At 71.3% G+C, this 23,086-nt stretch carries 24 protein-coding genes; 8 read left to right on the forward strand and 16 right to left on the reverse strand.

Features of this window, described 5'->3' with window-relative positions; genetic code table 11:
• The first annotated feature begins 52 nt into the window (after nucleotides 1–52).
• A complete protein-coding gene (locus AC3WRT_RS10195) occupies nucleotides 53–418 on the forward strand; it encodes a VOC family protein (RefSeq protein ID WP_492721495.1) in 366 nt (121 codons plus the stop codon).
• Between the two features lie 27 nt (nucleotides 419–445).
• On the opposite strand, the gene AC3WRT_RS10200 is transcribed toward AC3WRT_RS10195, so the two are convergent.
• From AC3WRT_RS10200 to AC3WRT_RS10220, 5 genes are all read right to left on the reverse strand, one after another.
• On the reverse strand, nucleotides 446–2,389 hold the full coding sequence (locus tag AC3WRT_RS10200) for an ABC transporter ATP-binding protein (protein WP_492721497.1): 1,944 nt from the start codon (nucleotides 2,387–2,389) through the stop codon (nucleotides 446–448).
• Nucleotides 2,390–2,480: 91 nt separating this feature from the next.
• Complete coding sequence (locus AC3WRT_RS10205; protein WP_492721499.1) at nucleotides 2,481–3,254, reverse strand: enoyl-CoA hydratase/isomerase family protein; 774 nt, start codon at nucleotides 3,252–3,254, stop codon at nucleotides 2,481–2,483.
• Between the two features lie 39 nt (nucleotides 3,255–3,293).
• Entirely contained in the window at nucleotides 3,294–3,491 is a 198-nt protein-coding gene (locus AC3WRT_RS10210) for a hypothetical protein (RefSeq protein ID WP_492721501.1), read from the reverse strand.
• An 87-nt stretch (nucleotides 3,492–3,578) separates the two neighbouring features.
• Complete coding sequence (locus AC3WRT_RS10215) at nucleotides 3,579–4,295, reverse strand: hypothetical protein (protein WP_492721503.1); 717 nt, start codon at nucleotides 4,293–4,295, stop codon at nucleotides 3,579–3,581.
• 26 nt (nucleotides 4,296–4,321) lie between these two features.
• Complete coding sequence (locus tag AC3WRT_RS10220) at nucleotides 4,322–5,920, reverse strand: ABC-F family ATP-binding cassette domain-containing protein (protein WP_492721505.1); 1,599 nt, start codon at nucleotides 5,918–5,920, stop codon at nucleotides 4,322–4,324.
• A 180-nt stretch (nucleotides 5,921–6,100) separates the two neighbouring features.
• Between AC3WRT_RS10220 and AC3WRT_RS10225 the strand changes: the two genes are divergently transcribed.
• Together AC3WRT_RS10225 and AC3WRT_RS10230 are read left to right on the forward strand one after the other, a co-directional pair.
• Nucleotides 6,101–7,219 (forward strand): lipid II:glycine glycyltransferase FemX, encoded by a 1,119-nt coding sequence (locus AC3WRT_RS10225; RefSeq protein WP_492721506.1) that lies wholly within the window; start codon nucleotides 6,101–6,103, stop codon nucleotides 7,217–7,219.
• Between the two features lie 6 nt (nucleotides 7,220–7,225).
• Nucleotides 7,226–8,242 (forward strand): alanine racemase, encoded by a 1,017-nt coding sequence (locus tag AC3WRT_RS10230; protein WP_492721508.1) that lies wholly within the window; start codon nucleotides 7,226–7,228, stop codon nucleotides 8,240–8,242.
• Between the two features lie 13 nt (nucleotides 8,243–8,255).
• Here AC3WRT_RS10230 and AC3WRT_RS10235 read toward each other — a convergent pair whose 3' ends face one another.
• Nucleotides 8,256–9,818 (reverse strand): hypothetical protein, encoded by a 1,563-nt coding sequence (locus tag AC3WRT_RS10235; RefSeq protein WP_492721510.1) that lies wholly within the window; start codon nucleotides 9,816–9,818, stop codon nucleotides 8,256–8,258.
• 82 nt (nucleotides 9,819–9,900) lie between these two features.
• The gene (locus AC3WRT_RS10240; protein ID WP_492721512.1) at nucleotides 9,901–10,449 is read right to left on the reverse strand and encodes an AAA family ATPase; all 549 of its coding nucleotides are present in this window, start codon (nucleotides 10,447–10,449) and stop codon (nucleotides 9,901–9,903) included.
• Nucleotides 10,450–10,573: 124 nt separating this feature from the next.
• On the opposite strand from AC3WRT_RS10240, the gene ypfJ reads away from it, so the two are divergent.
• Complete coding sequence (gene ypfJ / locus AC3WRT_RS10245) at nucleotides 10,574–11,524, forward strand: KPN_02809 family neutral zinc metallopeptidase (protein WP_492721513.1); 951 nt, start codon at nucleotides 10,574–10,576, stop codon at nucleotides 11,522–11,524.
• Between the two features lie 76 nt (nucleotides 11,525–11,600).
• Here ypfJ and AC3WRT_RS10250 read toward each other — a convergent pair whose 3' ends face one another.
• The 9 genes from AC3WRT_RS10250 to AC3WRT_RS10290 are packed head-to-tail and all read right to left on the reverse strand — an operon-like array spanning nucleotide 11,601 to nucleotide 19,854.
• Nucleotides 11,601–12,218, reverse strand: a complete 618-nt coding sequence (locus AC3WRT_RS10250; RefSeq protein ID WP_492721515.1) for an acVLRF1 family peptidyl-tRNA hydrolase — start codon at nucleotides 12,216–12,218, stop codon at nucleotides 11,601–11,603.
• 19 nt (nucleotides 12,219–12,237) lie between these two features.
• Entirely contained in the window at nucleotides 12,238–12,564 is a 327-nt protein-coding gene (locus tag AC3WRT_RS10255) for a metal-sulfur cluster assembly factor (protein ID WP_492721517.1), read from the reverse strand.
• The gene (gene sufU, locus AC3WRT_RS10260) at nucleotides 12,561–13,043 is read right to left on the reverse strand and encodes a Fe-S cluster assembly sulfur transfer protein SufU (RefSeq protein ID WP_492721519.1); all 483 of its coding nucleotides are present in this window, start codon (nucleotides 13,041–13,043) and stop codon (nucleotides 12,561–12,563) included. Before sufU ends, AC3WRT_RS10255 begins: the two co-directional genes overlap by 4 nt.
• Nucleotides 13,043–14,347, reverse strand: a complete 1,305-nt coding sequence (locus AC3WRT_RS10265) for an aminotransferase class V-fold PLP-dependent enzyme (RefSeq protein ID WP_492721520.1) — start codon at nucleotides 14,345–14,347, stop codon at nucleotides 13,043–13,045. The genes sufU and AC3WRT_RS10265 overlap by 1 nt, the downstream gene beginning before the upstream one ends.
• Nucleotides 14,348–14,352: 5 nt before the next feature.
• Complete coding sequence (gene sufC / locus AC3WRT_RS10270) at nucleotides 14,353–15,129, reverse strand: Fe-S cluster assembly ATPase SufC (protein WP_492721524.1); 777 nt, start codon at nucleotides 15,127–15,129, stop codon at nucleotides 14,353–14,355.
• Nucleotides 15,130–15,132: 3 nt separating this feature from the next.
• Nucleotides 15,133–16,443, reverse strand: a complete 1,311-nt coding sequence (gene sufD, locus AC3WRT_RS10275; protein WP_492721654.1) for a Fe-S cluster assembly protein SufD — start codon at nucleotides 16,441–16,443, stop codon at nucleotides 15,133–15,135.
• Nucleotides 16,444–16,451: 8 nt separating this feature from the next.
• On the reverse strand, nucleotides 16,452–17,873 hold the full coding sequence (sufB, locus tag AC3WRT_RS10280) for a Fe-S cluster assembly protein SufB (RefSeq protein WP_492721526.1): 1,422 nt from the start codon (nucleotides 17,871–17,873) through the stop codon (nucleotides 16,452–16,454).
• The gene (locus tag AC3WRT_RS10285) at nucleotides 17,870–18,727 is read right to left on the reverse strand and encodes a helix-turn-helix transcriptional regulator (protein WP_492721528.1); all 858 of its coding nucleotides are present in this window, start codon (nucleotides 18,725–18,727) and stop codon (nucleotides 17,870–17,872) included. The genes sufB and AC3WRT_RS10285 overlap by 4 nt, the downstream gene beginning before the upstream one ends.
• A 47-nt stretch (nucleotides 18,728–18,774) precedes the next feature.
• Complete coding sequence (locus AC3WRT_RS10290) at nucleotides 18,775–19,854, reverse strand: CDP-alcohol phosphatidyltransferase family protein (RefSeq protein ID WP_492721530.1); 1,080 nt, start codon at nucleotides 19,852–19,854, stop codon at nucleotides 18,775–18,777.
• A 140-nt stretch (nucleotides 19,855–19,994) separates the two neighbouring features.
• Between AC3WRT_RS10290 and AC3WRT_RS10295 the strand changes: the two genes are divergently transcribed.
• The 4 genes from AC3WRT_RS10295 (at nucleotide 19,995) to AC3WRT_RS10310 (ending at nucleotide 23,070) form a co-directional block, all read left to right on the forward strand.
• Entirely contained in the window at nucleotides 19,995–20,705 is a 711-nt protein-coding gene (locus AC3WRT_RS10295) for an ABC transporter ATP-binding protein (RefSeq protein ID WP_492721533.1), read from the forward strand.
• A complete protein-coding gene (locus AC3WRT_RS10300; RefSeq protein ID WP_492721536.1) occupies nucleotides 20,702–21,481 on the forward strand; it encodes an ABC transporter permease in 780 nt (259 codons plus the stop codon). Before AC3WRT_RS10295 ends, AC3WRT_RS10300 begins: the two co-directional genes overlap by 4 nt.
• 89 nt (nucleotides 21,482–21,570) lie before the next feature.
• Nucleotides 21,571–22,053 (forward strand): DUF2231 domain-containing protein, encoded by a 483-nt coding sequence (locus tag AC3WRT_RS10305; protein ID WP_492721538.1) that lies wholly within the window; start codon nucleotides 21,571–21,573, stop codon nucleotides 22,051–22,053.
• A gap of 51 nt (nucleotides 22,054–22,104) precedes the next feature.
• On the forward strand, nucleotides 22,105–23,070 hold the full coding sequence (locus AC3WRT_RS10310) for a COX15/CtaA family protein (RefSeq protein WP_492721540.1): 966 nt from the start codon (nucleotides 22,105–22,107) through the stop codon (nucleotides 23,068–23,070).
• Nucleotides 23,071–23,086 lie beyond the last annotated feature (16 nt).

Here is a 23,086-nt window from a genome sequence, read left to right on the forward strand (position 1 = left end):
TGAGAGGGTCAGAAGCCACACCCCTCGTGAAACACCACCAAGGAGATCCGCTGTGCAGATGCGCCTGGAGCTCGTCCCGTTGCCGACCACAGATGTCGACGCCAGCAAGGCGTTCTACGTCGACGGCATGGGCTTCGTGCTCGACCACGACGTCGAACCGGGCAACGGGATGCGTGTGGTGCAGCTGACGCCGCCGGGGTCGAGCTGCTCGATCGTCATCGGCGTCGGGATGAGCGCGCCCGACGCCCCTCGGGTGCAGAACCTCCACCTCGTCGTGGACGACGTGGAGCAGGCCCACGAGCTGCTGACCCGCAATGGCGTCGACGTGTCACCGGTCCAGGACATGGGCGGCGTGAAGTACGCCCACCTGAGCGACCCCGACGGCAACACCTGGGCACTGCAGCAGCTGTTCCGCTGAGCTCCGCCCTGGCGGCGCGAGCCCTGCTCAGAGGTGCCCGAGCAGCTTGGACGCCTCGGTGGACGGATCTCCCGGGACGTCGCCGTTCTGGTGCCGCTCCACGCGCTCGACCGCCCGGTCGTCGAACTGCGTCGCGTGCAGGTCGGCGTAGAGCCCGCCTGCCGCGAGCAGCTGGGAGTGGCGTCCGGTCTGGACGACACGCCCGTGGTCGAGCACGACGATGAGGTCGGCCTGGCGGATGGTCGAGAGCCGGTGGGCGATGACGATCGAGGTGCGGCCCTCGAGGGCTGCATCGAGGGCCCGCTGCACCGCGACCTCGGACTCCGAGTCGAGGTGCGCGGTCGCCTCGTCGAGCACGACCACGTCGGGCGCCTTCAGGAGCAGCCGCGCGATGGCGAGGCGCTGCTTCTCGCCACCGCTCAGGCGGTGGCCGCGGTCGCCGACGACCGTGTCGAGGCCCTCGGGGAGCTCCTCGACGAGGTCGCTGATCTGGGCCGCCCGCAGAGCCGCGTGAATCTGCTCGTCGGTGGCCTCCGGTCGGGCGTAGAGCAGGTTGGCGCGGATGGTGTCGTGGAAGAGGTGGGCCTCCTGCGTGACGACGCCGACGCGGTCGCGCAGCGAGGTCATGGTCACCTCGCGCAGGTCGCGCCCGCCGATACGCACGGTGCCGTCGCTCGGGTCGTAGAGCCGCGACACGAGAGAGGTCAGGGTCGTCTTGCCGGCACCGGAGGGCCCGACCAGGGCGACGAGGTGCCCGGCGGGGGCCGTGACGGTGATGTCGTGCAGCACGACCCCGCTGCCGCGACGGTCGCCCGACGCGACGGACTCGAGCGAGGCCAGGGACACCTCGTCGGCTGAGGGGTAGCGGAACGAGACGTGCTCGAGCTCGACGCCGAGCGGCCCCTCGGGCAGGGGCGCGGCGCCGGGGAGCTCCTTGACGAGCGGCTGCAGGTCCAGGACCTCGAAGACCCGCTCGAAGGAGATCAGGGCCGTCATGATGTCCACGCGGACGTTGGACAGTGACGTGAGCGGGCCGTAGAGCCGTGCGAGCAGGGCTGCGAGGGCCAGCAGCGTGCCGACCGACAGCGTGCCGTTGACAGCCATGACTCCACCGAAGCCGTAGATCATGGCCGTCGCGAGGGCGGCGACCAGGGTGAGGGCGGCCATGAAGATCGTGCGGTTGAGGGCGATCTGGATGCCGATGTCACGGACGCGGCCAGCGCGCTCGGCGTACTCGGCCTCCTCACGCGACGGGGTGCCGAACAGCTTGACGAGCAGGGCTCCCGCGACGTTGAAGCGCTCGGTCATGCGCGTGCCCATGTCGGCGTTGAGCGTCATCTGACGGTGCGCGAGGGCGGCGAGGCGCCGGCCCATGAGCTTGGCCGGGATGAGGAAGAGAGGCACGAGCAGGAGGGAGCCGACCGTCAGCTGCCACGAGAGCGCGAGCATGGCGCCGATCACGAGCACGACCGACACGACGTTGGAGACGACGTTGGACAGCACCGAGGTGAACGCCTGCTGGGCGCCCACGACGTCGTTGTTGAGGCGGGAGACCAGGGAGCCGGTCTGGGCGCGCGTGAAGAAGGCGATGGGCTGGCGCAGCACGTGCCCGAACACCTGCGTGCGCAGGTCGTTGATCAGGCCCTCGCCGATCCGGGAGGAGTACCAGCGGGAGACCACCGTGAGAAGGGCGTCGGCCACGGCGATGACGGCCACCACCAGCGCGAGCCGCACCACGACGGCTGAGTCCTTCGGGATGACGCCGTCGTCGACGAGGCTCTTGAGCAGCAACGGGACCGTCACCACGAGGACAGAGTCGAGCACCACGACGGCGAGGAAGGCGATGATGGCCGTCCGGTAGGGCGCGGCATACGTCAGTACCCGGCGACGGGTCCCCGGTGAGAGGCTCCTCTCGGCCACGGACGCGTCACGTGACATCGATCGCATCGCCATCCACGGCTGCATGCCCATACGGGACCTCCTGTCGTCCCTTCATCCAACCGCGCGGCACCGACAGCGATTCCCTCGGGCCCCTGCAGTGGGGCACACGGCTCACCGAGCCTCAGCCTGGGGAGCCGCCGAGCATGCCCAGCAGCAAGCCGGTCTGGGTCGCCCGCTCCCGTGCCAGCTGCTCCTCACGGTCTGCCCTCACCGCGCCCAGCAGGAGGGGCTTGAGCGCGCGCAGCGCCGTATCCGGAGCCGACAGCAGCGCCTCGACCAGCGAGCCGGTCGCCTCCTCGAGGTCGGCGGCCGGCGCCAACGAGCCCACCAGGCCGATGTTCTGCGCCTCGGGCGCCGAGACCTTCCGACCCGTCGCACAGATCTCGAGCGCCCGCGAGTAGCCCACGAGGTGGACCAGCGGCCCGGTGCCGCCGAGGTCGGGCACGAGCCCCAGGCTCGTCTCCCGCATCGCGAACCAGGCGTCCAGGGCCGCGATGCGCAGGTCGGCCGCAAGAGCCAGCTGGAAGCCCGCGCCGATCGCATAGCCGTGCACCTGCGCGACGACCACGGCCGGGCAGTGACCCCACGCCGTGAATCCCTGCTGGTATGCCGAGATCCCCCGTTCGATGAAATCCGCGCCTCCCCGGGCGAGCTCGACCACGCTCTCCTCGCCGGGCACACCCTCCGGGGTGAACATCGCGGTGTCGATGCCGGCGGAGAAGGCATCTCCCGCGCCGCGCAGGACGACGACGCGTACGTCCCGGGGAACCGAGCGGGCTTCGTTGGCGAGCGCCGCCCACAGCGACGGCGTCTGGGCGTTGCGCTTCTCCGGGTTGTCGAGCGTGAGGGTGCGGACGGGCCCGTCGGTCTCGACCCGAAGGTGCGGATGCGTCATGGACGGAGGCTACCTCCGGCCCTCCACGGGCAGCCCGGATCAGGCAGCGGTCGAGTGCGCGCGTGCCGGCGGGACCACGCGCAGGACGCCCCAGCCGCTGACGGGCACCGGCTGGACCAGCTCGACGCGGAAGACGCGCGCGCAGTCCAGGCACGACCACGCGGAGGTCGGGTCTGGAAACGGCGTGACCCCGTCGCCCGTGCAGTACGGGCAGGTGAGGTGGTGGTCGGTCGGCATGACACCCAGTGTGCAGAGGCGACCTTGCAAAATCAATAACAGTCCATTATGTGATTCACAGGCGCCAGTTATGCGAGACCGGAGCCGTCACTGCCCGAGGGCACCCACCGCCCGCGCCACGACGAGCAGCGAGGTGAGCAGGGCGGCCGTGGCCTCGAGGCCCATCAGGGCCTTGGCCCGCGCCGAGAGCGGCATCGTGTCGGTCGGGCTGAAGGCACTGGAGTTCGTCAGGGACACGTAGAGGTAGTCGATGAACTCGGGCCTCCAGTTGCTGCGCTCGCTCGACGTCGCGGCGACCTCGGTGATCGTGTCCTGGTTCTCGTCCTGCGAGAACCGCCAGTCAGCCGGGGGCATGCGATCGCGCGCCACCGTGTGGCGCGCCACCGGGCCGCCGCGGTCGATCTCCCAGAAGAGGAGCGCGAAGCCGATGACGTTGGTCAGCCACACCTGCATGCCGGCGAGCAGCAGACCTTGGGCGCCGGCGTCCGACGAGGACGTGAGGCTGCGCACCAGCATGCCGAGGGCCACGAGGTTCGTGGCGATGACGACACAGGCGAGCGCGATCGACGCGATGCGCGACCACCGGGACTGGCGCACCATGCGGCGCGGGTTCGTCACGAGCAGCGCACCGAGCAGGACGAGCTCGACGACCGGGATGGCCAGGCGCGGTCCGACGAGCACGCTCTCGGGCAGGACGGCATACGCCAGTACGGCGACGACGACCGCGGCCGCCGGCCAGAGGCGGTTCTCACCCGTGCTCGAGCGCGTCTCGCGCCGCCGTCGTGCCCTCGTCCCTGAAGTCATGGCGACAACCTAGCCAGTGGCGCCCGTCAGGCGAGGGAGATGAGGTCCTTGTAATCGGGCCCCCACAGGTCCTCGACGCCGTCGGGCAGCAGCAGGATGCGCTCCGGCTCGAGGGCGTCCACCGCTCCCTCGTCGTGCGTCACCAGGACGACGGCGCCCTCGTACGTCTTGAGGGCACCGAGGATCTCGGCGCGCGACGCCGGGTCGAGGTTGTTGGTCGGCTCGTCGAGCAGCAGGACGTTGGCCGCCGACACGACGAGCAGGGCGAGCGACAGGCGGGTCTTCTCCCCACCCGACAGCACCCCGGCCGGCTTGTGGACGTCGTCGCCCGAGAACAGGAAGGAGCCGAGGACCTTGCGCACCTCGGTCTCGCCCAGCTCGGGCGCGGCCGACTTCATGTTCTCCAGCACCGAGCGCGTGACGTCCAGGTTCTCGTGCTCCTGGGCGTAGTAACCGAGGCGCAGGCCGTGGCCGGGCTCGACCTCACCCGTGTCGGGGGCGTCCACGCCGGCCAGCATCCGCAGCAGCGTCGTCTTGCCGGCGCCGTTGAGGCCGAGCACGACGACCTTGCTGCCGCGGTCGATGGCGAGGTCGACGTCGGTGAAGACCTCGAGCGAGCCGTAGGACCGCGAGAGGCCGTTGGCGCGCAGCGGCGTCTTGCCGCAGGCGGCCGGCTTCGGGAAGCGCAGCTTGGCGACCTTGTCCTGGACCCGCTCGCCCTCGACACCGGCGAGCAGGCGCTCGGCGCGCTTGGCCATGTTCTGGGCCGCGGTCGCCTTGGTCGCCTTGGCCCGCATCTTGTCCGCCTGCGCGAGGAGTGCGCCCGCCTTCTTCTGGGCGTTCTGCAGCTCGCGGCGCCGGCGCTTCTCGTCGGTCTCGCGCGACTGCAGGTAGGTCTTCCAGCTGACGTTGTAGATGTCGAGAGCCGAGCGGTTGGCGTCGAGGTGGTAGACCTTGTTGACGACGGCGTCCAGCATCTCCGCGTCGTGGCTGATGATGATGAGCCCACCCTTGTAGGAGCGGAGGTACTCGCGCAGCCACACGATCGAGTCGGCGTCGAGGTGGTTGGTCGGCTCGTCGAGGAGCAGCGTCTCGTTGCCGGAGAAGAGGATCCGTGACAGCTCGACGCGCCGGCGCTGACCACCGGAGAGCGTCTTGAGCGGTTGACCGAGGATGCGCTCGTCGAGCCCCAGCGCGCTCGCGATCGACGCGGCCTCGGACTCCGCGGCATAGCCGCCCTGCGCCTCGAACTCCACCTCGAGCCGCGCGTACTTGCGCATCGCCTTGTCCCGGACCTTCTCGTCCTCGCTGCCCATGCGCGCCTCCGCCTCGGAGCGCTCGCGCACGATGGCGTCGAGGCCCCGGGCGGAGAGGATGCGGTCGCGGGCGAGGATCTCGAGGTCGCCGGTCCGTGGGTCCTGCGGCAGGTAGCCGACAGCGCCGGTGCGCGTCACGGTGCCGGCGGCCGGCTGCCCTTCGCCGGCGAGAACCTTGGTCAGCGTGGTCTTGCCGGCGCCGTTGCGCCCGACGAGGCCGATGCGGTCGCCGGAGTCGATGCGGAAGCTCGCATCCTCCAGCAGCAGACGCGCTCCCGCGCGCAGCTCGATCCCGGTGGCGACGATCACGGCATTCCTCCTATCGGTGCCGCACTACGTCAGCGGCCGGACAACCCCTCCATTCTAGGAGCCGTTCCGGGGTGCTCTCGACGCCTTGTCCGTGCCGATCACGGGTTGGAGGCGGCGCGACCGGCGAGCCCGGCGATCCGCGGCCTGAGGGAGCCGAGCCCTCGGGTAGCGTGAGCCAGCGTGAACGCGCCCATCTCCGTTCGTGACATCACCGCAGCCGAGCACCTCGCCTGGCTGCGGACCCAGCCGTCGGCGAGCTTCCTGCAGACGCCCGCCTGGGCGGACGTCAAGAAAGAGTGGCGCTCGGAGTCGGTGGGCTGGTTCGAGGGCGAGCAGATGGTCGGCGCGGCACTCGTGCTGCACCGCTCGCTCCCTCGGATCAAGCGCTCGCTCGCCTACGTCCCCGAAGGCCCGTGCATCGACTGGTCGTCACCACGGCTGGTCGAGGTGCTGCGCGCCCTGCGCGACCACCTCAAGGCCAAGGGCGCCTTCGCCCTGCGGCTCGGACCGCCCGTTGCCACCCACCGCTGGGGTGCGGAGACGATCAAGGCGGCCATCGCCGACCCAGCTGTCCGTCGCTACGACGAAGCGACGCCCGACGTCGTCGAGCCGGTCGGGACCGCGGTCGTCGCCGAGCTGGCGCGGCTGGGCTTCCGGCACCTCAGCCCTGACGACGGCTTCGCCGCGGGCCAGCCGGAGTACGTCTTCCAGGTGCCGCTGGCGGGCCGCACCGAGGCCGACGTGCTTGCCGGGATGAACCAGCTGTGGCGGCGCAACATCAAGAAGACCGCGAAGAACGGGGTCACCGTCCGAGAGGGGGACGCGTCCGACCTGCCCGCCTTCCACCGCACCTACGTCGAGACGGCCGAGCGCGACCGCTTCACTCCGCGCGGGCTCGCCTACTTCCAGGCCATGTATGCGGCACTGTCGGCGGAGGATCCCGCCCGGATCCGCGTCTACCTGGCCGAGCACGAGGCCGACGTCCTGGCGGCGACGATCTTCATCCGGGTCGGCGAGCACGCGTGGTACTCCTACGGTGCGTCGACCTCGGCCAAGCGCGAGCTGCAGGGCTCGACGGCGATCCAGTGGCGGATGATGCAGGACGCCCTGGCTGCAGGAGCCGGCGTCTACGACCTGCGCGGCATCACCAACACCGTCGACACCGACAACGCCCACATCGGGCTCATCCGTTTCAAGGTGGGTACGGGTGGCGAGGCCGTGCGCTTGGCCGGCGAGTGGGACCTGCCGTTGAATCGGTTGCTGTACAAGGCTTTCGACCTCTACATGAAGCGGCGGTGAGCGCCCGTGTCCTTCGTCCTGCACGTCGACGCTGAGAGCTGGCGCGCCGGCCACGACCGGTTCGTGGCCGCCCACCCCGGGGTCGTCCCGGTCGTCAAGGGCAACGGCTACGGCTTCGGCCGAAACCTGCTCTGCATCGAGGCTGCCCGGCTGGGGGTGCCGATGGTCGCCGTCGGGGCGTACGCCGAGGTGGCGTCTGCCCTCGCTGCGTTCACTGGCGACGTCCTTGTGATGGAGCCCTACCGCGCCGCGATCCACGCCGAGCTGCCCGACCTCGTCGACCGACGCGTCGTGCACACGGTGACCACGCAGTCCGACCTCGACAGCCTGCGCGGAGCCTCCAGCGAGGCGCGGGTCGTCGTCGAGGGGCTCACCTCGATGAACCGCTACGGCACGCCAGTGGCTGATGTGGCGGAGCTTGCGGGCTTCGCCGATGCGGTCGGGGTCACCGTGCACCTGCCTCTCGGGACGGGCCACGTCGAGGAGATCTCGCGCTTCATCGCCGCCGTTCCGGGCGAGCGCACGTGGTTCGTGTCGCACGTGTCGACAGGTGAGCTGTCCACTCTCGCAGCGCGTTTCCCGGAGCACGAGTTTCGGCCCCGCATCGGCACCGACCTCTGGTACGCCGACAAGGGCTCCTACGAGGTGCGCGCGCACGTGCTCGACGTGAGGCCCGTCACCAAGGGCACGCGCGTCGGCTACCGCCAGCGGCCGCTCCCCGCTGGGCACATCGTGGTCGTCAGCGGCGGCACCTCGCACGGTGTCGCCATGGAGAGCCCGTCGTCGGCAGCCACCGCACGTTCACGGGCCATCGCAGTGGCCGAGGGCGTGCTCGAGGCGGCGCACCGGGTGCGCTCGCCGTTCACCGTCTCCGGCGTCATGCCGAGGTTCGCGGAGCCGCCGCACATGCAGTGCAGCCTCCTCTCGCTGCCGGCCGGGCTGACTCCCCCGCAGATCGGCGACGAGGTCCCGGTGCGCATGCGCCTCACCACGACCACCCCGGACGCCGTCGTCGTCGCCTGAGCGCAGCCAGCTCCTACGTGCCGAGGTCGCCGTCGGGATAGATCCACCGCGGCGGGTCCGGCACGATGACGCCCACCACGCGCGGCTGCGACCCGACGCGCCCGAGGTCGACGACCGACCCGGAGCCGGCCCTTGCGACGATCCGGCGGCACTGCCTCGGAGCACACCACAGGGGCAGCACGTCGCCGTTGTCGGACCGGACCGCCATCCTCAGCGTGCCGGCCATGATGCCACCCTCGCGGGTGTGGACCAGGGCTGGATCCTGGTAGACGACGACGACCGGACGCATGCCGTCGGCATCGACCCGGGTGGCTGCCTCGGCCATCGCGGCGTACTGCAGCCGGGTGGCCTGGTGCTCGCCCACGTCCGAGCGCCAAGTGAGCACGCCCCCCACGACGAGGACGACCAGGCCGGCTGCGGCCAGACGCCCCACGGGGACACCGCGTCGACGAGCGAAGGGGACGCCGACGCGGCGTGACGGTGGCGCGCCGAGCAGCAGGGCCACGGGTAGCACGGCGACGTACCAGGTCCACAGCTGGCCACGGCTCTCTGTCACGACCCCCGTGATGAGGGCCTGCGCGGCGTCAAGCCCGCCGGCAAGGGCGAGCCCCACCAGGAGACGCTGCATACGAGGTCGTACGGCGACGTCCCGCAACCCCAGCCCGATGGCCCCGACGGCCACGGCGGCCGCCCACCACTGCTCGGCCCAGAGGGCTCCGGCGGCCCGTGCCCAGGCTGCTGAGTTCGTCGCCAGGGCGCCGGCCGAGGTGAGCGGGTGAGGGTTGCGCCAGTAGGCGATCTTGATGCCGAAGTAGCCGTGCTCCAGCCAGTTCAGGAGGTACGCCACCCCGACCCCGACGGCGAACCCGGCCAACCATCCCGCCAGGACTGCGAGAACCGCCCGCCACCGCGCCTCACGCAGGAGCACGACGGCGAAGACCGCGAGCAGCACGCCCACCGGGGGGTAGGTCAGGACCGCGGCGGCCTCCCAGCCGACCAGCCACGGCCCCAGGCGCCACCTCGACCGCGCCGCCCAGGGCAGGGTCCACAAGGCGCCGGCCGCGACGAGCACCGACGGCGTCAGCACCCCGGGCCAGTAGAGCAGCTGCACCCAGACGGCGGACGCGTAGAGGCCGACCCCGAGAAGTGCATCGACCGCCGCTCGGGGGCGGATGCCTGCGAGGTGCAGCACACGCCACATCCCGGCCACGAGAAGGGCGTAGCCGACGGCATACGTGATCGCCGCCGAGGTGGGAGTGCCGTGCTGGCCGACCACCGCCCACCACAGGGAGTTGAGCCAGCGGCCCTCGTTGAGCTCGTGGTCGGCCACGGGCGTCACGCCCGGGGTGCGGGCGGGCACGAGGAACGGCCAGTCGTCCTGGCGGATGAACGGGGTCACGGCCTGGCTGAAGGCCTCCGTCAGCAGGAGCGCGCACGCGATGACGACAGGAACGAGGTAGTGCCGGCGGGGCCGCTTCGGCAGCGGGCGGGGCGAGGTCGAGGCGACGGGAGCGGTGCGCGTGGCCCGTGCGCTCGTCAGAGTGTCGCCGAGAGGTCGCAGGTCGGTGGTCGTCACGTTGAGCGGCATACCCAACGGAGAGGAGGAGGGCTTCCGCGTCCGTCGGCGGGCCCTGTCCGCCGGGGTCTGGGGGCTGTTGTCAGCCGAGGCGGTCGAGGATCCGGTCGGCGACCTCCTCGGAGCGCAGCCGTGTCGTGTCCAGCTCGACGGCGTCCGCCGGAGCGGGTAGCTGCGGGATGGACAGCAACGACCGCAGCACCGTCGGGTCCATCAGCTTCGCCCGGCGCGACCGCTCGGGGCGCGCCACCCGGGCCGCCAGCTCGTCTGCGTCGGCGCTCAGCCAGACCGGCACGAAGCCGGCCCCACGGCGCCGCGCGAGACGCCGGAGCCGCTCGAGGATGGCCGCGTTGTCCGGCTCGTCCGGCAGCCAGTTGGTGAAGACGTGGCTGAACGACGGTGGAGCGAGCTCGGCGGCCTCGTGGACGATGTCGAGGACCCGGGCGCGCAGCTCGTCGGTCGCCTCGATGCCCTCACCCCGGTGGACACCCATCGGCACGAACACCGGGTCGTTGACGAGGTGGTTGTCCACGACGATGGCGCCGGTGCGCCGCTCCAGCTCGCGGGCGACCGTGAGCTTCCCGACGGCGGGCGGCCCGACGAGGTAGAAGATGTGCGTGGTTTGGGTCACCCGGAGACCCTATGCCGCCAGGCGGGTACGTCGTCAGAGCAGCAGACGACCCAGGATCCCCCCGCACTAGGGTGATCTCGACCGGATCGGGGGAGCTCCCCGGTCCCGAGCCCAGGAGCGGCAGATGAGCTTCAACGACAACGCGCAGCTCGACACCTCCCAGGTGCAGAGCGGCGGCAGCAGCGGCGGAGGAGGCGGCGGCTTCCCCGGCGGCATCCAGGTCGGCGGAGGCATCGGCGGCCTCATCCTGCTCGTGCTCGCGCTCGTCTTCGGCGGCAACGTCCTCGGCGGCGGCAGCTCCGACGGCGGCTCGACCAGTGGCCTGCCCTCGCAGCAGCTCGACAGCAGCCAGCTCTCGGCGGGTGGCCAGGTCGACCGGTCCTCCTTCTCCCAGTGCAAGACGGGCGCCGACGCCAACCGCAATGACGTGTGCCTCATCGTCGCCACGGTCAACAGCGTCCAGGACTACTGGACCAAGACCCTGCCGAAGTACCGGGTGAACTACGAACCGGTGAAGACGGTCATCTACCAGGGCCAGACGCCGTCGGGCTGCGGCACGGCGAACGCGCAGGTGGGTCCCTTCTACTGCCCGCTCGACTCCAAGGTCTACGTCGACGCGAGCTTCTTCCAGGAGCTGACGAGCAAGTTCGGCGCCGACGGTGGCCAGCTCGCCATGGAGTACGTCATCGCCCACGAGTACGGCCACCACATCCAGAACCTGCTGGGCCTGCTGAACCGGGCGCAGCAGGACCCGCAGGGCGCCAACTCGGGAGCCGTCCGAACGGAGCTGATGGCCGACTGCCTCGCCGGCACCTGGGTCAAGCACGCGACCGAGACCACCGACGCGAACGGCACCCCGCTGCTCAAGCCCATCACCCAGAGCGACATCAAGTCCGCCCTCTCCGCGGCTTCGGCCGTGGGCGACGACCGCATCCAGGAGAAGATGCAGGGCCGCGTCACCCCCGAGACCTGGACACACGGCTCCGCGCAGGCCCGGATGAAGTGGTTCACCCAAGGTTACGAGACCGGCGACCTCAACCAGTGCAACACCTTCGGCGTCCCCACCGTCACCTGAGGCGCTGACACGATCGAAAGAGCAGTTCGTCCGCCCGGACGAACTGCTCTCCCGGGGCGAACTGCTCTTTCGATTCTCAGGGATCGGTGGGCTCCGTGAGCTCGATGCGCGTGGCTCGGCCGCGCCGCAGCGCCGTCTCGAGCACGTCGCGCTTCGGGTCCGGCAGGTCGTAGAGCTCGCGCATCGGCAGGCCGGCGAGGGCGCGCAGTGCCGGCGCCCCGAGCACCTCGCGCACGAGCGCGCGGTCACCCCCGACCACCAGGGCGCGAGGTATGCCGTCCGCGCCCGTGCGTGGGGACTCGTCGTCCCCCAGGAGCACCCTGCGGGCGTGCGCGACCACGGCGTCGACGAGCTCGTCTGCCTGCTTGCCTCGGCGCCGTGCGAAGCGCTGCTGGGACCACCCCCCTGCGGCGGTGCGCGACTGCACGTGGCGGGTGCCGACCTTCGACGCCGTGAAGTCGCCGGCGCGGGCCAGCCCGACGGCATACCCCCCACGCCGCACGAGCACGACACCGAGGGGCTCGTGCGCGAACGGCGTTGCCACGACTGTGGAGCCGTCAGCCGCGCGAGCGGAGACGACGACGCCGCCGGGAGTGGTCTCCTCGGCGGCGTCGTAGGGGCCGTGGCGCTCGGCGAAGCCCGTCATCCATCGGTCGAACCGTGCGGGGTCGACCTCGATGACGCGCGTCGTCACGGGCGCTGGTGGTGCACGCTCAGAGGTTGAAGCCGAGGGCGCGCAGCTGCTCGCGGCCGTCCTCGGTGATCTTGTCGGGACCCCACGGCGGCATCCACACCCAGTTGATGCGGTGCGTCGTGACGAGGCCCTCGAGCGCCTGTGCGGTCTGGTCCTCGATGACGTCGGTGAGCGGGCACGCGGCCGAGGTCAGCGTCATGTCGAGGACGGCGTGCGACTGCGCGTCGACGGTGATGCCGTAGACGAGGCCGAGGTCGACGACGTTGATGCCCAGCTCGGGGTCGACGACGTCGCGCATGGCCTCTTCGACGTCGGCCACGTTGGGCGGGGTGGTGGTCTGGGTCATGACGGAACTCCTTGGGGGGAGGCGGGACTCGTGGACGAGATGTCGATGCCGGCCTGGGCCAGCGCGTCGGTGAAGGCGGTCCAGCCGAGCAGGGCGCACTTGACGCGCGCGGGGTACTTCGAGACACCGGCGAAGGCGACACCGTCACCGATGACCGTCTCGTCGCCGGTGACCTGGCCGCGGGAGGTGAGCATGGACCGCATGGCCGCGAAGGTCTCGAGCGCCGCGGAAACCGGGTGGCCGATGACCTCCTCGGCGAGCACGGACGAGCTGGCGACGGAGATCGAGCAGCCCTGGGCCGAGTACGAGACGTCGGTGACGACGGCGTCGGGGCCGGTGCCCGAGACGTCGACCCGCAGGGTCACCTCGTCGCCGCAGGTCGGGTTGATGTGGTGCACCTCGGCGTCGAACGGCTCACGCAGACCTGCATGGTGCGGCCGCTTCGAGTGCTCGAGGATGAGCTCCTGGTAGAGGTCCATCAGCTGGCCTCCCGTTCGATGTCGAGGCCGAAGATCACCGGCACCCGGTCGAGGGCCGCAAGCAGCGCCTCGACCTCGGCGGCGGTGTTGTGGACGGCGAACGACACGCGGGTCGTGGCAGTGGCACCGAGCGCACGGTGCAGCGGCCACGCGCAGTGGTGGCCCACGCGGACGGCCACCCCGGCATCGTCGAGCACCTGTCCGACGTCGTGGGCGTGCACGCCGTCGACGACGAACGCGACGGCACCGCCGCGCGGGGTGCCGACCGAGGGACCGACGACGCGGACCCACGGGCGCTCGGCCAGACCCCGCTGCAACAGGTCGACGAGGGCGGCCTCGTGCGCGTGGAGGCGCTCGATGCCCAGGTCCTCGATCCAGCGGATCGCGGCAGCCAGTCCCACGGCCTGCGCCGCGTTCGGCACGCCGGCCTCGAACTTCTGCGGTGCGGGCGCGTAGGTCGAGCGCTCCATCGTGACGAGCTCGATCATCGAGCCGCCCGTGAGGAAGGGCGGCATGACCTCGAGCAGCTCGCCGCGGCCCCAGAGCACGCCGACCCCCATGGGGCCGTACATCTTGTGGCCGCTGAAGGTGATGAAGTCGGCGCCCAGGGTGGCGACGTCGACCGCGAGGTGCGGCACCGACTGGCACGCGTCGACGACGACGAGTGCCCCGACGGCGTGCGCGCGCTCGGCGAGCTCGGTGACGGGGTTGACCGTGCCGAGCACGTTGGAGACGTGGGTGAAGGCGAACACCTTGGTGCGCTCGGTGAGCAGGTCGTCGAGGCCCGAGACGTCGAGCGCCCCGTCGTGGTCGACGGGCACCCAGCGCAGGGTCGCGCCGGTGCGACGAGCGAGCTCCTGCCACGGCACGAGGTTGGCGTGGTGCTCCATCTCGGTCACGAGGATCTCGTCACCGGGGCCGAGCAGGAACCGCTCGTCCTTGGGCTCGTCGGTCGGGGCCGCGTTGGAGAAGGCGTACGCGACGAGGTTGAGCGCCTCGGTGGCGTTCTTCGTGAAGACCACCTCGTCGGCTGGCGCGCCGACGAACGAGGCGATCGTCGCCCGCGCCGCCTCGAAGTCGTCGGTCGCCTCCTCTGCGAGCTGGTGCGCGCCGCGATGGACGGCGGCGTTGTGCTGCTCGTAGAACGCGCGTTCGGCGTCGAGGACCGGCGTCGGCTTGTGCGACGTCGCCCCGGAGTCGAGGTAGACGAGCGGCCTGCCGTCGCGCACCGTGCGCGCCAGGATGGGGAAGTCGCCGCGGATCGCGGCGAGCTCCCCGTCCGTGAAGGGCAGGACGTCGGTCATTCGGCTCAGGCCTGGGCCGCCGCGGCGGGGGCCGCGGTGAGGTAGCGGTCGTAACCCTCGTCCTCGAGGCGGTCGGCCAGCTCGGGGCCACCCTCCTCGACGATCTTGCCGTCGACGAAGACGTGCACGAAGTCGGGCTTGATGTAGCGCAGGATGCGTGTGTAGTGCGTGATGAGCAGGACGCCGAGGTCGCTCGCGTCCTTGGCGCGGTTGACGCCCTCGGAGACGATCTTGAGCGCGTCGACGTCGAGCCCGGAGTCGGTCTCGTCGAGGATCGCCATCTTCGGCTTGAGCAGCTCCATCTGGAGGATCTCGTGGCGCTTCTTCTCGCCGCCGGAGAAGCCCTCGTTGACGTTGCGCTCGGCGAACGCGGGGTCCATGCGCAGGTTGCCCATCGCCGCCTTGACGTCCTTGACCCACGTGCGCAACTTGGGGGCCTCACCCTCGATGGCGGTCTTGGCCGTGCGCAGGAAGTTGCTCACCGTGACCCCGGGGACCTCGACGGGGTACTGCATCGCGAGGAAGAGGCCGGCGCGGGCGCGCTGGTCGACCTTCATCGCGAGGACGTCCTCCCCGTCGAGCGTCACGGTGCCGCCGGTGACGGTGTACTTCGGATGGCCGGCGATGCTGTAGGCCAGCGTCGACTTGCCGGAGCCGTTGGGCCCCATGAGCGCGTGGGTCTCCCCCGACTTCACGGTGAGGTCGACCCCGCGCAGGATCTCCTTGGGGCCGTCCTCGGTCTCGACCGAGACCGTCAGTCCCTTGATCTCGAGCGTGCTCATGGGTCAGTTCTCCTTGTGGGTGCTGGCGGTGTCAGGGCTGGGGGTGTGCTGGGTGGGAGCGGCGTACGCGGTCGACGCGAGCTCGTCCTCGATGGCCGCGGTGATCTCGTCGCGGAGGTCGGCGAGCGGGATCTCACGGATGATGTCGGCGAAGAAGCCGCGGACGACGAGACGCTTGGCCTCGTCCTCGGTGATGCCGCGCGACTGCAGGTAGAACAGCTGCAGGTCGTCGAACCGGCCTGTGGCAGAGGCGTGCCCGGCACCCAGGATCTCGCCGGTCTCGATCTCGAGGTTCGGCACCGAGTCGGCGCGGGCGCCGTCCGTGAGAACGAGGTTGCGGTTGAGCTCGTAGGTGTCGGTGCCCTCGGCCTCCGCGCGGATCAGGACGTCGCCGACCCACACGGTGCGGGCGGTCTCGCCCTGGAGCGCACCCTTGTAGGTGGCGCGGCTCTTGCAGTGCGGCGCGTTGTGGTCGACGTACGAGCGGTGCTCGAGGTGCTGGCCGGCGTCGGCGAAGTAGACGCCGAGCAGCGTGGCGTCACCGCCCGGACCGGCGTAGCGCACGTTGGCGTTGACGCGGACGACCTCGCCGCCGAGCGTCACAGACAGGTGCCTGTACCGGGCGTCACGGCCCACGAGCGCGTCGTGCTGGGCGAGGTGGCGGGCGTCGTCGGCCCAGCGCTGCACCGACACGACGGTCAGGTCGGAGCCGTCGTCGGTGATGACCGACACGAGCTGCGAGTAGTGCGCCGAGCCAGTGTGCTCGACGACCACGGTCGCCTTGGAGAAGCGTCCGGCGCGCACGACGAGGTGGCCGTGGACGGGCTCGCCGCCCTGGCCGACGAGCGAGAGGCGCACGGGCTGGTCGAGCTCGGCCTCGGCCGGGATGTCAAGCAGCAGCGCACCGTCCGCCGCGGCTCCCGCGACGGCTGCCGCGCGATCCTGGGGCGGCAGGATGCCGAGGGCCTGCGCCTGCTCGGCGCCGATCGTCGACGTCGTGACGCCCTCCGGAAGGGAGGTGGCCCAGTCGAGCCGGCCGGTCGCTCCCTCGGCCAGCAGGCCGGCGAGCTTCTTGACGGGCGTGAAGCGCCAGTCCTCCTCGCGGCCGCTCGGGAGCGGGAAGGCGGCGACGTCGAAGGACGCCGTGCGCTCGGCACGCGACTGGTCGGGCACGAAGGCCGCGGCCGAGTCGGTGTGCCCGGAGGCACCCGGCACGGTCGCGGTGGCGGTGGCGGTGGGGGCGGCGTCGGGCACCGTGGTCTCGCTCTGCTGGGTCTCGGTGGTCTGGGTCGTCTGGGCGGTCGTGTCAGCCAGAAGGCTCATCAGCCGACGGCTCCTTCCATCTGCAGCTCGATGAGGCGGTTCAGCTCGAGGGCGTACTCCATCGGCAGCTCGCGGGCGATCGGCTCGATGAAGCCGCGCACGATCATCGCCATGGCCTCGTCCTCGGCCATGCCGCGGGACATGAGGTAGAAGAGCTGGTCCTCGGACACCTTGGAGACCGTGGCCTCGTGACCCATCGAGACGTCGTCCTCGCGGATGTCGACGTAGGGATAGGTGTCGGAGCGGCTGATCGTGTCGACGAGCAGCGCGTCGCAGCGCACGGTCGAGGCCGAGTGCGAGGCGCCCTCGAGCACCTGCACGAGGCCGCGGTAACTCGCGCGACCGCCCCCACGGGCGACCGACTTGCTGATGATCGAGCTCTTCGTGTTGGGGGCCGCGTGGACCATCTTCGAGCCGGTGTCCTGGTGCTGGCCCTCGCCCGCGAAGGCGATCGAGAGCGTCTCGCCCTTGGCGTGCTCGCCCATCAGGAAGACGGCCGGGTACTTCATCGTCACCTTGGAGCCGATGTTGCCGTCGACCCACTCCATCGTGGCGCCGGCCTCGCACGTCGCGCGCTTCGTGACGAGGTTGTAGACGTTGTTGGACCAGTTCTGGATCGTCGTGTAGCGCACGCGGGCGTTCTTCTTGACGATGATCTCGACGACGGCCGAGTGCAGCGAGTCCGACTTGTAGATCGGGGCGGTGCAGCCCTCGACGTAGTGCACGTAGGAGCCCTCGTCGGCGATGATCAGCGTCCGCTCGAACTGGCCCATGTTCTCGGTGTTGATGCGGAAGTACGCCTGGAGCGGGATGTCGACGTGGACGCCCTTGGGCACGTAGATGAACGAGCCACCCGACCACACGGCCGTGTTGAGCGAGGCGAACTTGTTGTCGCCGGCCGGGATCACCGTCGCGAAGTGCTCGCGGAAGAGGTCCTCGTGCTCCTTCAGCGCCGTGTCGGTGTCGAGGAAGATGACGCCCTGGGCCTCGAGGTCCTCACGGATCTGGTGGTAGACGACCTCCGACTCGTACTGCGCGGCGACACCGGAGACGAGGCGCTGCTTCTCGGCCTCGGGGATGCCCAGGCGGTCGTAGGTGTTCCGAATGTCCTCGGGCAGGTCGTCCCACGTGGCCGCCTGCTTCTCGGTCGACTTCACGAAGTACTTGATGTTCTGGAAGTCGATGCCGGTGAGGTCCGAGCCCCAGGCGGGCATCGGCTTCTTGCCGAAGAGGCTGAGGCTCTTCAGGCGCAGCTTCGTCATCCACTCGGGCTCACTCTTGCGGGCCGAGATGTCGCGCACGACGTCCTCGCTGAGCCCACGACGCGCCGTGGACCCGGCCACGTCGCTGTCGGCCCAGCCGTACTCGTAGGTGCCGATGCCCTTGAGGCCGGGGTTCAGCTCTTCGATGTGGGTGGTCATGAGGAACCTTCCTTGACGTGCGTGAGCGTGTCGGTGCTGCTGGTGGGGGGCGTGCTCGTGCGGGGCGTACGCGTGCCGGTGACCGTGCGTGCGGTGGTCGCGGCCACTGGGTCAACACCGGGGGACGCCGTGGTCTTCCGGCCTCGGGCGCCGATTCCGCCGGTCGGCACGAAGGTGGTGCACACGTGGTGGCCGCCCGCCAGGGTGGCGAGCCGCTGGACGTGAACCCCCAGGAGGCGGGAGAAGGCGTCGGTCTCGGCCTCGCAGAACGCGGGGAACTCGGTGGCGACGTGCTGCACGGGGCAGTGGCCCTGGCACAGCTGGACACCGGTCAGGCCGCCGGCCCCGACCGGCCTCGCGGTGGCCGCGAAGCCGTCCTCGCTGAGCGCCTCGACGAGGGCCGCCGTGCGGGCGGAGGGGTCGTCGCCGGCGGCGGCGAGGCGGGCGGCATACCGCTCCTCGAGGTCGCCGACCCGGCTGCGGGCGAAGTCCGCCACCGCTGCAGGACCGGCGTGCTGCTCGAGGTAGCGCAGCACCTCGACGGCGAGAGAGTCGTAGTCGGCCTCGAGCGCGCTGTGGCCGGCGTCGGACACGACGTACGCGCGGGCGGGGCGACCGCGGCCGCGGCGACCACCGGAGGGCTCGTGCGGCACGACGGCACCCTGCTCGACGAGGACGTCGAGGTGGCGCCGGACCGCGGCGGGTGTCAGGTCGAGGTGGCGGCCGAGCTCGGCCGCCGTGATGGGGCCGTCTGCGGAGACCATGTGGAGCACGCGCGAGCGGGTGCGGGACTCGAGCGGCGACCCGTGGTCGCCGTCCTTCGCCTCGCGCGGCGCATGCTCACCGATAAACACCACACCAGTGTGACCTAATTGCCCCCAGGACTCCAGTTAGGAGCCCCTTACCGCTCGCGGCGCCGGCCACCGTCGCAGTCCCCCAGGCCCGCGAGGTCCTCGCCGTCCTCGCCGCCGTCCTCGCCGCCGTCCTCGTCCTCGTCCTCGTCGGACTCCGGCGGCATGATCACCGAGGGGAGTCGGGTGCGGGGCGGGGCCACCGCGTCGGGACCGAACCACCGTCGCCGCAGGGGACCCGTGAGCCAGCCGAGCGGACACGTCAGCACGTAGCCGTAGGCGAGCGCCATGCCGGTCTGGCCCGGGTAGAGCGCCAGCCCCAGCACGATGACGACCACCAGGGGGACGGTGATCCGCAGGTGGCGGGGCGAGAGCAGGTCGCGGAAGGACCGGAAGCGGAACGAGGACGCCATCAGGGCGGCCGGGACGACGCCGGCGGCGACCGGCACCAGCGGCGCCCAGTCGTAGAGCGGGTCGCCGATCGCGAGCACAGTGGAGATGACCACGCCTGCCGCGCCGGGGCTCGCGAGGCCGACGAAGTAGCGCTTGTCGGCCAGCGGGTCGATGGTCACGTTGAAGCGGGCCAGGCGGTAGGCGGCGCACGCCAGCCAGAACATCGCCCCCGCCCAGGCCCAGACCGGGTAGGCCGGCAGGGCCCACGTGTAGACGAGGACGGCGGGGGCGATCCCGAAGGAGATGAGGTCGGCCAGCGAGTCGAACTGCAGGCCGAACGGCGTGATGGCGCCGACGGCCCGGGCCACCGCGCCGTCGCAGATGTCGAGCACGATCGAGATGCCGACGAGGACGGCGGCCGTGCGGAAGTGGCCCTGGAAGGAGAGCAGCACCGAGGAGAAGCCGCACAGCATGTTGCCGAGGGTGAAGAGGCTCGGGAGCGTCGCCCGGGCGCGGACGCGCGGGTTGAGGCGGTCGAGGGGGATGACCCTGGCACCCGTGGCGGAGACGAGCCGCATCCGCCGGCTCACGCGGTCCCGCCGGCGGGGGCGGTCGTCGGAGGCCGTGTCGCCGGTCATGAGAGGTCCGCCGCGGGGAGGCGGGCCGGCCGGCGCGGTGATCACCGTGGGCGCGGCCGCCATGACGGCGAAGGGCCGGGCGGCTGGGTCGATCTTCACGAGTGCGGTCTCCGTCGGGTGCGAGAGGTGGGAGCAGCGGGCCGGCGGCGGTCGTGCCCGGGGCGGGACGAAGGGTACGCGCTCCGCGGCCGACGGCGCGATGACCGGGCTTCCTCTCTCCGAGCCTAGACTCATGAGCCATGACCGCCGCGGTGACACTGGCCGACCTGCACCGCACCTTCGGTCAGGTGGCGGCGCTCGACGGCCTGAGCTGGTCGGCCCCTGCGGGCCGCATCACAGCAGTGCTCGGGCCCAACGGTGCAGGCAAGACGACGGCCATCGAGTGCGCCGTCGGCCTGGGCCGTCCGGACTCCGGCGACGTGCGCGTGCTGGGCGTGGACCCGTGGCAGGCGAGCGCCGACCACCGGGCCCGGGTCGGCGTGATGCTGCAGGCGGGCGGGCTGCCCAACGGCACGAAGCCGCTGCGCCTGCTGCACCATCTGTCCCGCCTCTACGCGGCACCCATGGACGTGGAGGCCGTCGCCCGGCGCCTGGGCGTCACGGACTTCGCCTCGACCACGGTGCGCCGGCTCTCGGGCGGACAGAAACAGCGGCTGGCCCTCGCCGCCTCGCTGCTCGGCCGCCCCGAGGTGCTCTTCCTCGACGAGCCGGCCGCCGGCCTCGACCCCCACGGCCGGCTCGACGTCTGGGACCTCGTGACGGAGCAGCGTGAGGCGGGGGTCACCGTGGTGGTGACGACGCACTCCTTCGAGGAGGCCGACCGCCTCGCCGACCACCTCGTCATCATGAACGCCGGACGCGCCGTCGCGGAGGGGGCTCCCGACGCAGTGACAGGCGGCCGTTCGCTCGAGGACGTCTACTTCAGCCTGACCCGGAGGGGGGCCGCGTGAGCACGTCAGCCGGTCCCGTGGCCTCGACCACGGGACGTGCCGCCCCCGCGCGACGTCGGGTCCTGGCCCAAGCCGCATTCGAGGTCGGCAGCCTCCTGCGCAACGGCGAGCAGCTGCTCGTCTCGCTCGTCCTGCCGGCGATGGCGCTGGTCGGGCTGAGCCTCACCACGTCCCCGTCGCTCGGTCCGGGCATCCGCATCGACGTGGCGACGCCCGGTGTCATCGCCCTCTGCGTCGTCTCTGCCGCCTTCACGTCCCAGGCCATCGCCACGGGCTTCGACCGCCGCTACTCCGTCCTGCGCTACCTCGGCGTCACGCCTCTGGGCCGCGGCGGTCTCGTCGCCGCGAAGGTGCTGGCCACGCTGGCCGTCGAGGTCGTGCAGATCGGATTGGTCGCGGGGCTGGGCCTGGCGCTCGGCTGGAGCCCGGAGCCGGCCGGGATCGCGTATGCCGTCCTCTTCGTCGTCGTGGGCACCTGGGCCTTCGTGGCGCTGGCCCTCCTGCTGGCGGGAACGCTGCGGGCGGAGGCGGTGCTCGCCGTCGCCAACCTCGTGTGGGTCCTGCTGCTGGGCCTCGGCGGCGTCATCGTGCCCCGTACGCAGCTGCCGGCCGGGCTCTCGCACCTTGCGGCCTACCTGCCCTCGGGCGGCCTGGCCGACGGCCTGCGGTCGGCGCTGGTGCGCGGAGAGCTGAACCTCGCCGCCCTCGGCGTCGTCGTCGCGTGGGCGCTCGTCGCCACCGTGCTCGCGGCGCGTCTCTTCCAGTTCGACGACTGAGCCGGACACACTGGCGACACCCAGGACCGCTCGGAGCACGGCTCACCGCCGCCTTCGACGACCTGACGACCGCCCGGCCTGGAGGCAACGTGTTCGACTACATCTTCGGTCTGCCCATGCACGTGCTCGTGATCCATGCCGTCGTCGTCCTGGTGCCCCTGTCGGCGCTCTGCGCCATCGCGTACGTCGTGCGACCGGAGTGGCGCCACCTGCTGCGGTGGCCGACCGCCGTCGGAGCCGTCGTCTCCGGCGTCTCCGCCTACGTGGCGGCCGAGAGCGGTGAGGCGCTGCAGCGCAGGGTCGTGCGGGTGCGGGCGAGCACCACCGACGCCGCCCTGCTCGGCGAGCACGTCGAGTGGGGCGACCGCGCCAAGCTGTTCTGCCTGGCGTTCATGGTGCTGACGCTGGTCGCGCTGTGGTTCGCCCGGCCCCGAGACGAGGAGTCGCCGCGCCGGCGTTCCTTCGACGTCTTGACCGGGACGCTCGTGGTGGTCTCCGCTGCGATCGCGGTCATCACCGTCGTGCTCGCCGGGCACGCTGGGGCGCAGGTCGTGTGGACCGCGTTGGCCTGACCGGCACGAGGCTGGTTCGGGTGTCCCGGCCCGGCGGCATACCCTTGAGGGGTGTCCTCCACGCGAACCGTGAGCGACGCCGACGCACGGGCGGCCACCCCCCGTCTCGCCCGGCTCGCCAGCCACCTGCCCGCCGTTCCCGCCCGGTGGGCCCGACCGGTCCTGATGGCCAACCTCGTCGCAGAGGTGGGCATCGTCGTGACCGGCGGGATCGTGCGGCTGACCGGCAGCGGCCTCGGCTGCAGCACCTGGCCCGAGTGCCAGCCCGGCTCCTTCACGCCCGTCCGCACGCCGCAGAGCGCCTACCACGACCTCGTCGAGTTCGGGAACCGCACGCTGACCTTCGTCGTCGCGGTGCTCGCCATCGCCTCGCTCTGGGTCGTGCTGACCCACTGGCCGCGCCGCCCCAGGCTCCACCTCGTGGCCATCGGCGTCCTGGCCGGCATCCCGGCGCAGGCTGTCCTCGGCGGCATCAGCGTGCTCACCGGGTTGAACCCCTGGACCGTCATGGGCCACTTCCTGCTGTCCATGGTGCTCGTCGCCCTGGCCACCGCCCTGGTGCGCGGCTCCCGCGATGACGTGTCGGGCCCCGGTGAGCTCGTCGTGCACCCGCTCGCCAGGACCCTCGCGATCGTCACGAGCGCGGTCGGCGCGGTCGTCCTCCTGCTCGGCACCGTCGTGACGGGCTCGGGGCCCCACTCGGGAGACGCCGACCGGCCGGCCCGCACCGGCTTCGACCCCCAGGCCGTGTCGTGGCTGCACGCGGACGCCGTGATGCTCTTCTCGGGGCTCGTCATCGCCACGCTCGTGGTGGTGCGCATCTCGGCGACGACCGACGATGCGCGTCGAGCCTGGACCATGGTGCTCGTCGTGACCATCGCCCAGGGCGTCATCGGCTACGTCCAGTACTTCACCAAGCTCCCCGAGCTGCTCGTCCTCGCCCACATGCTCGGCGCCAGCCTGCTCGTGGTCGCCCTGACGTTCGGGGTCCTGGCGACGCGGCGGCACCCGGTCTGACTCCGGGCCCAGGACG

This window comes from Terrabacter sp. FW104-15G4B (assembly GCF_058790095.1).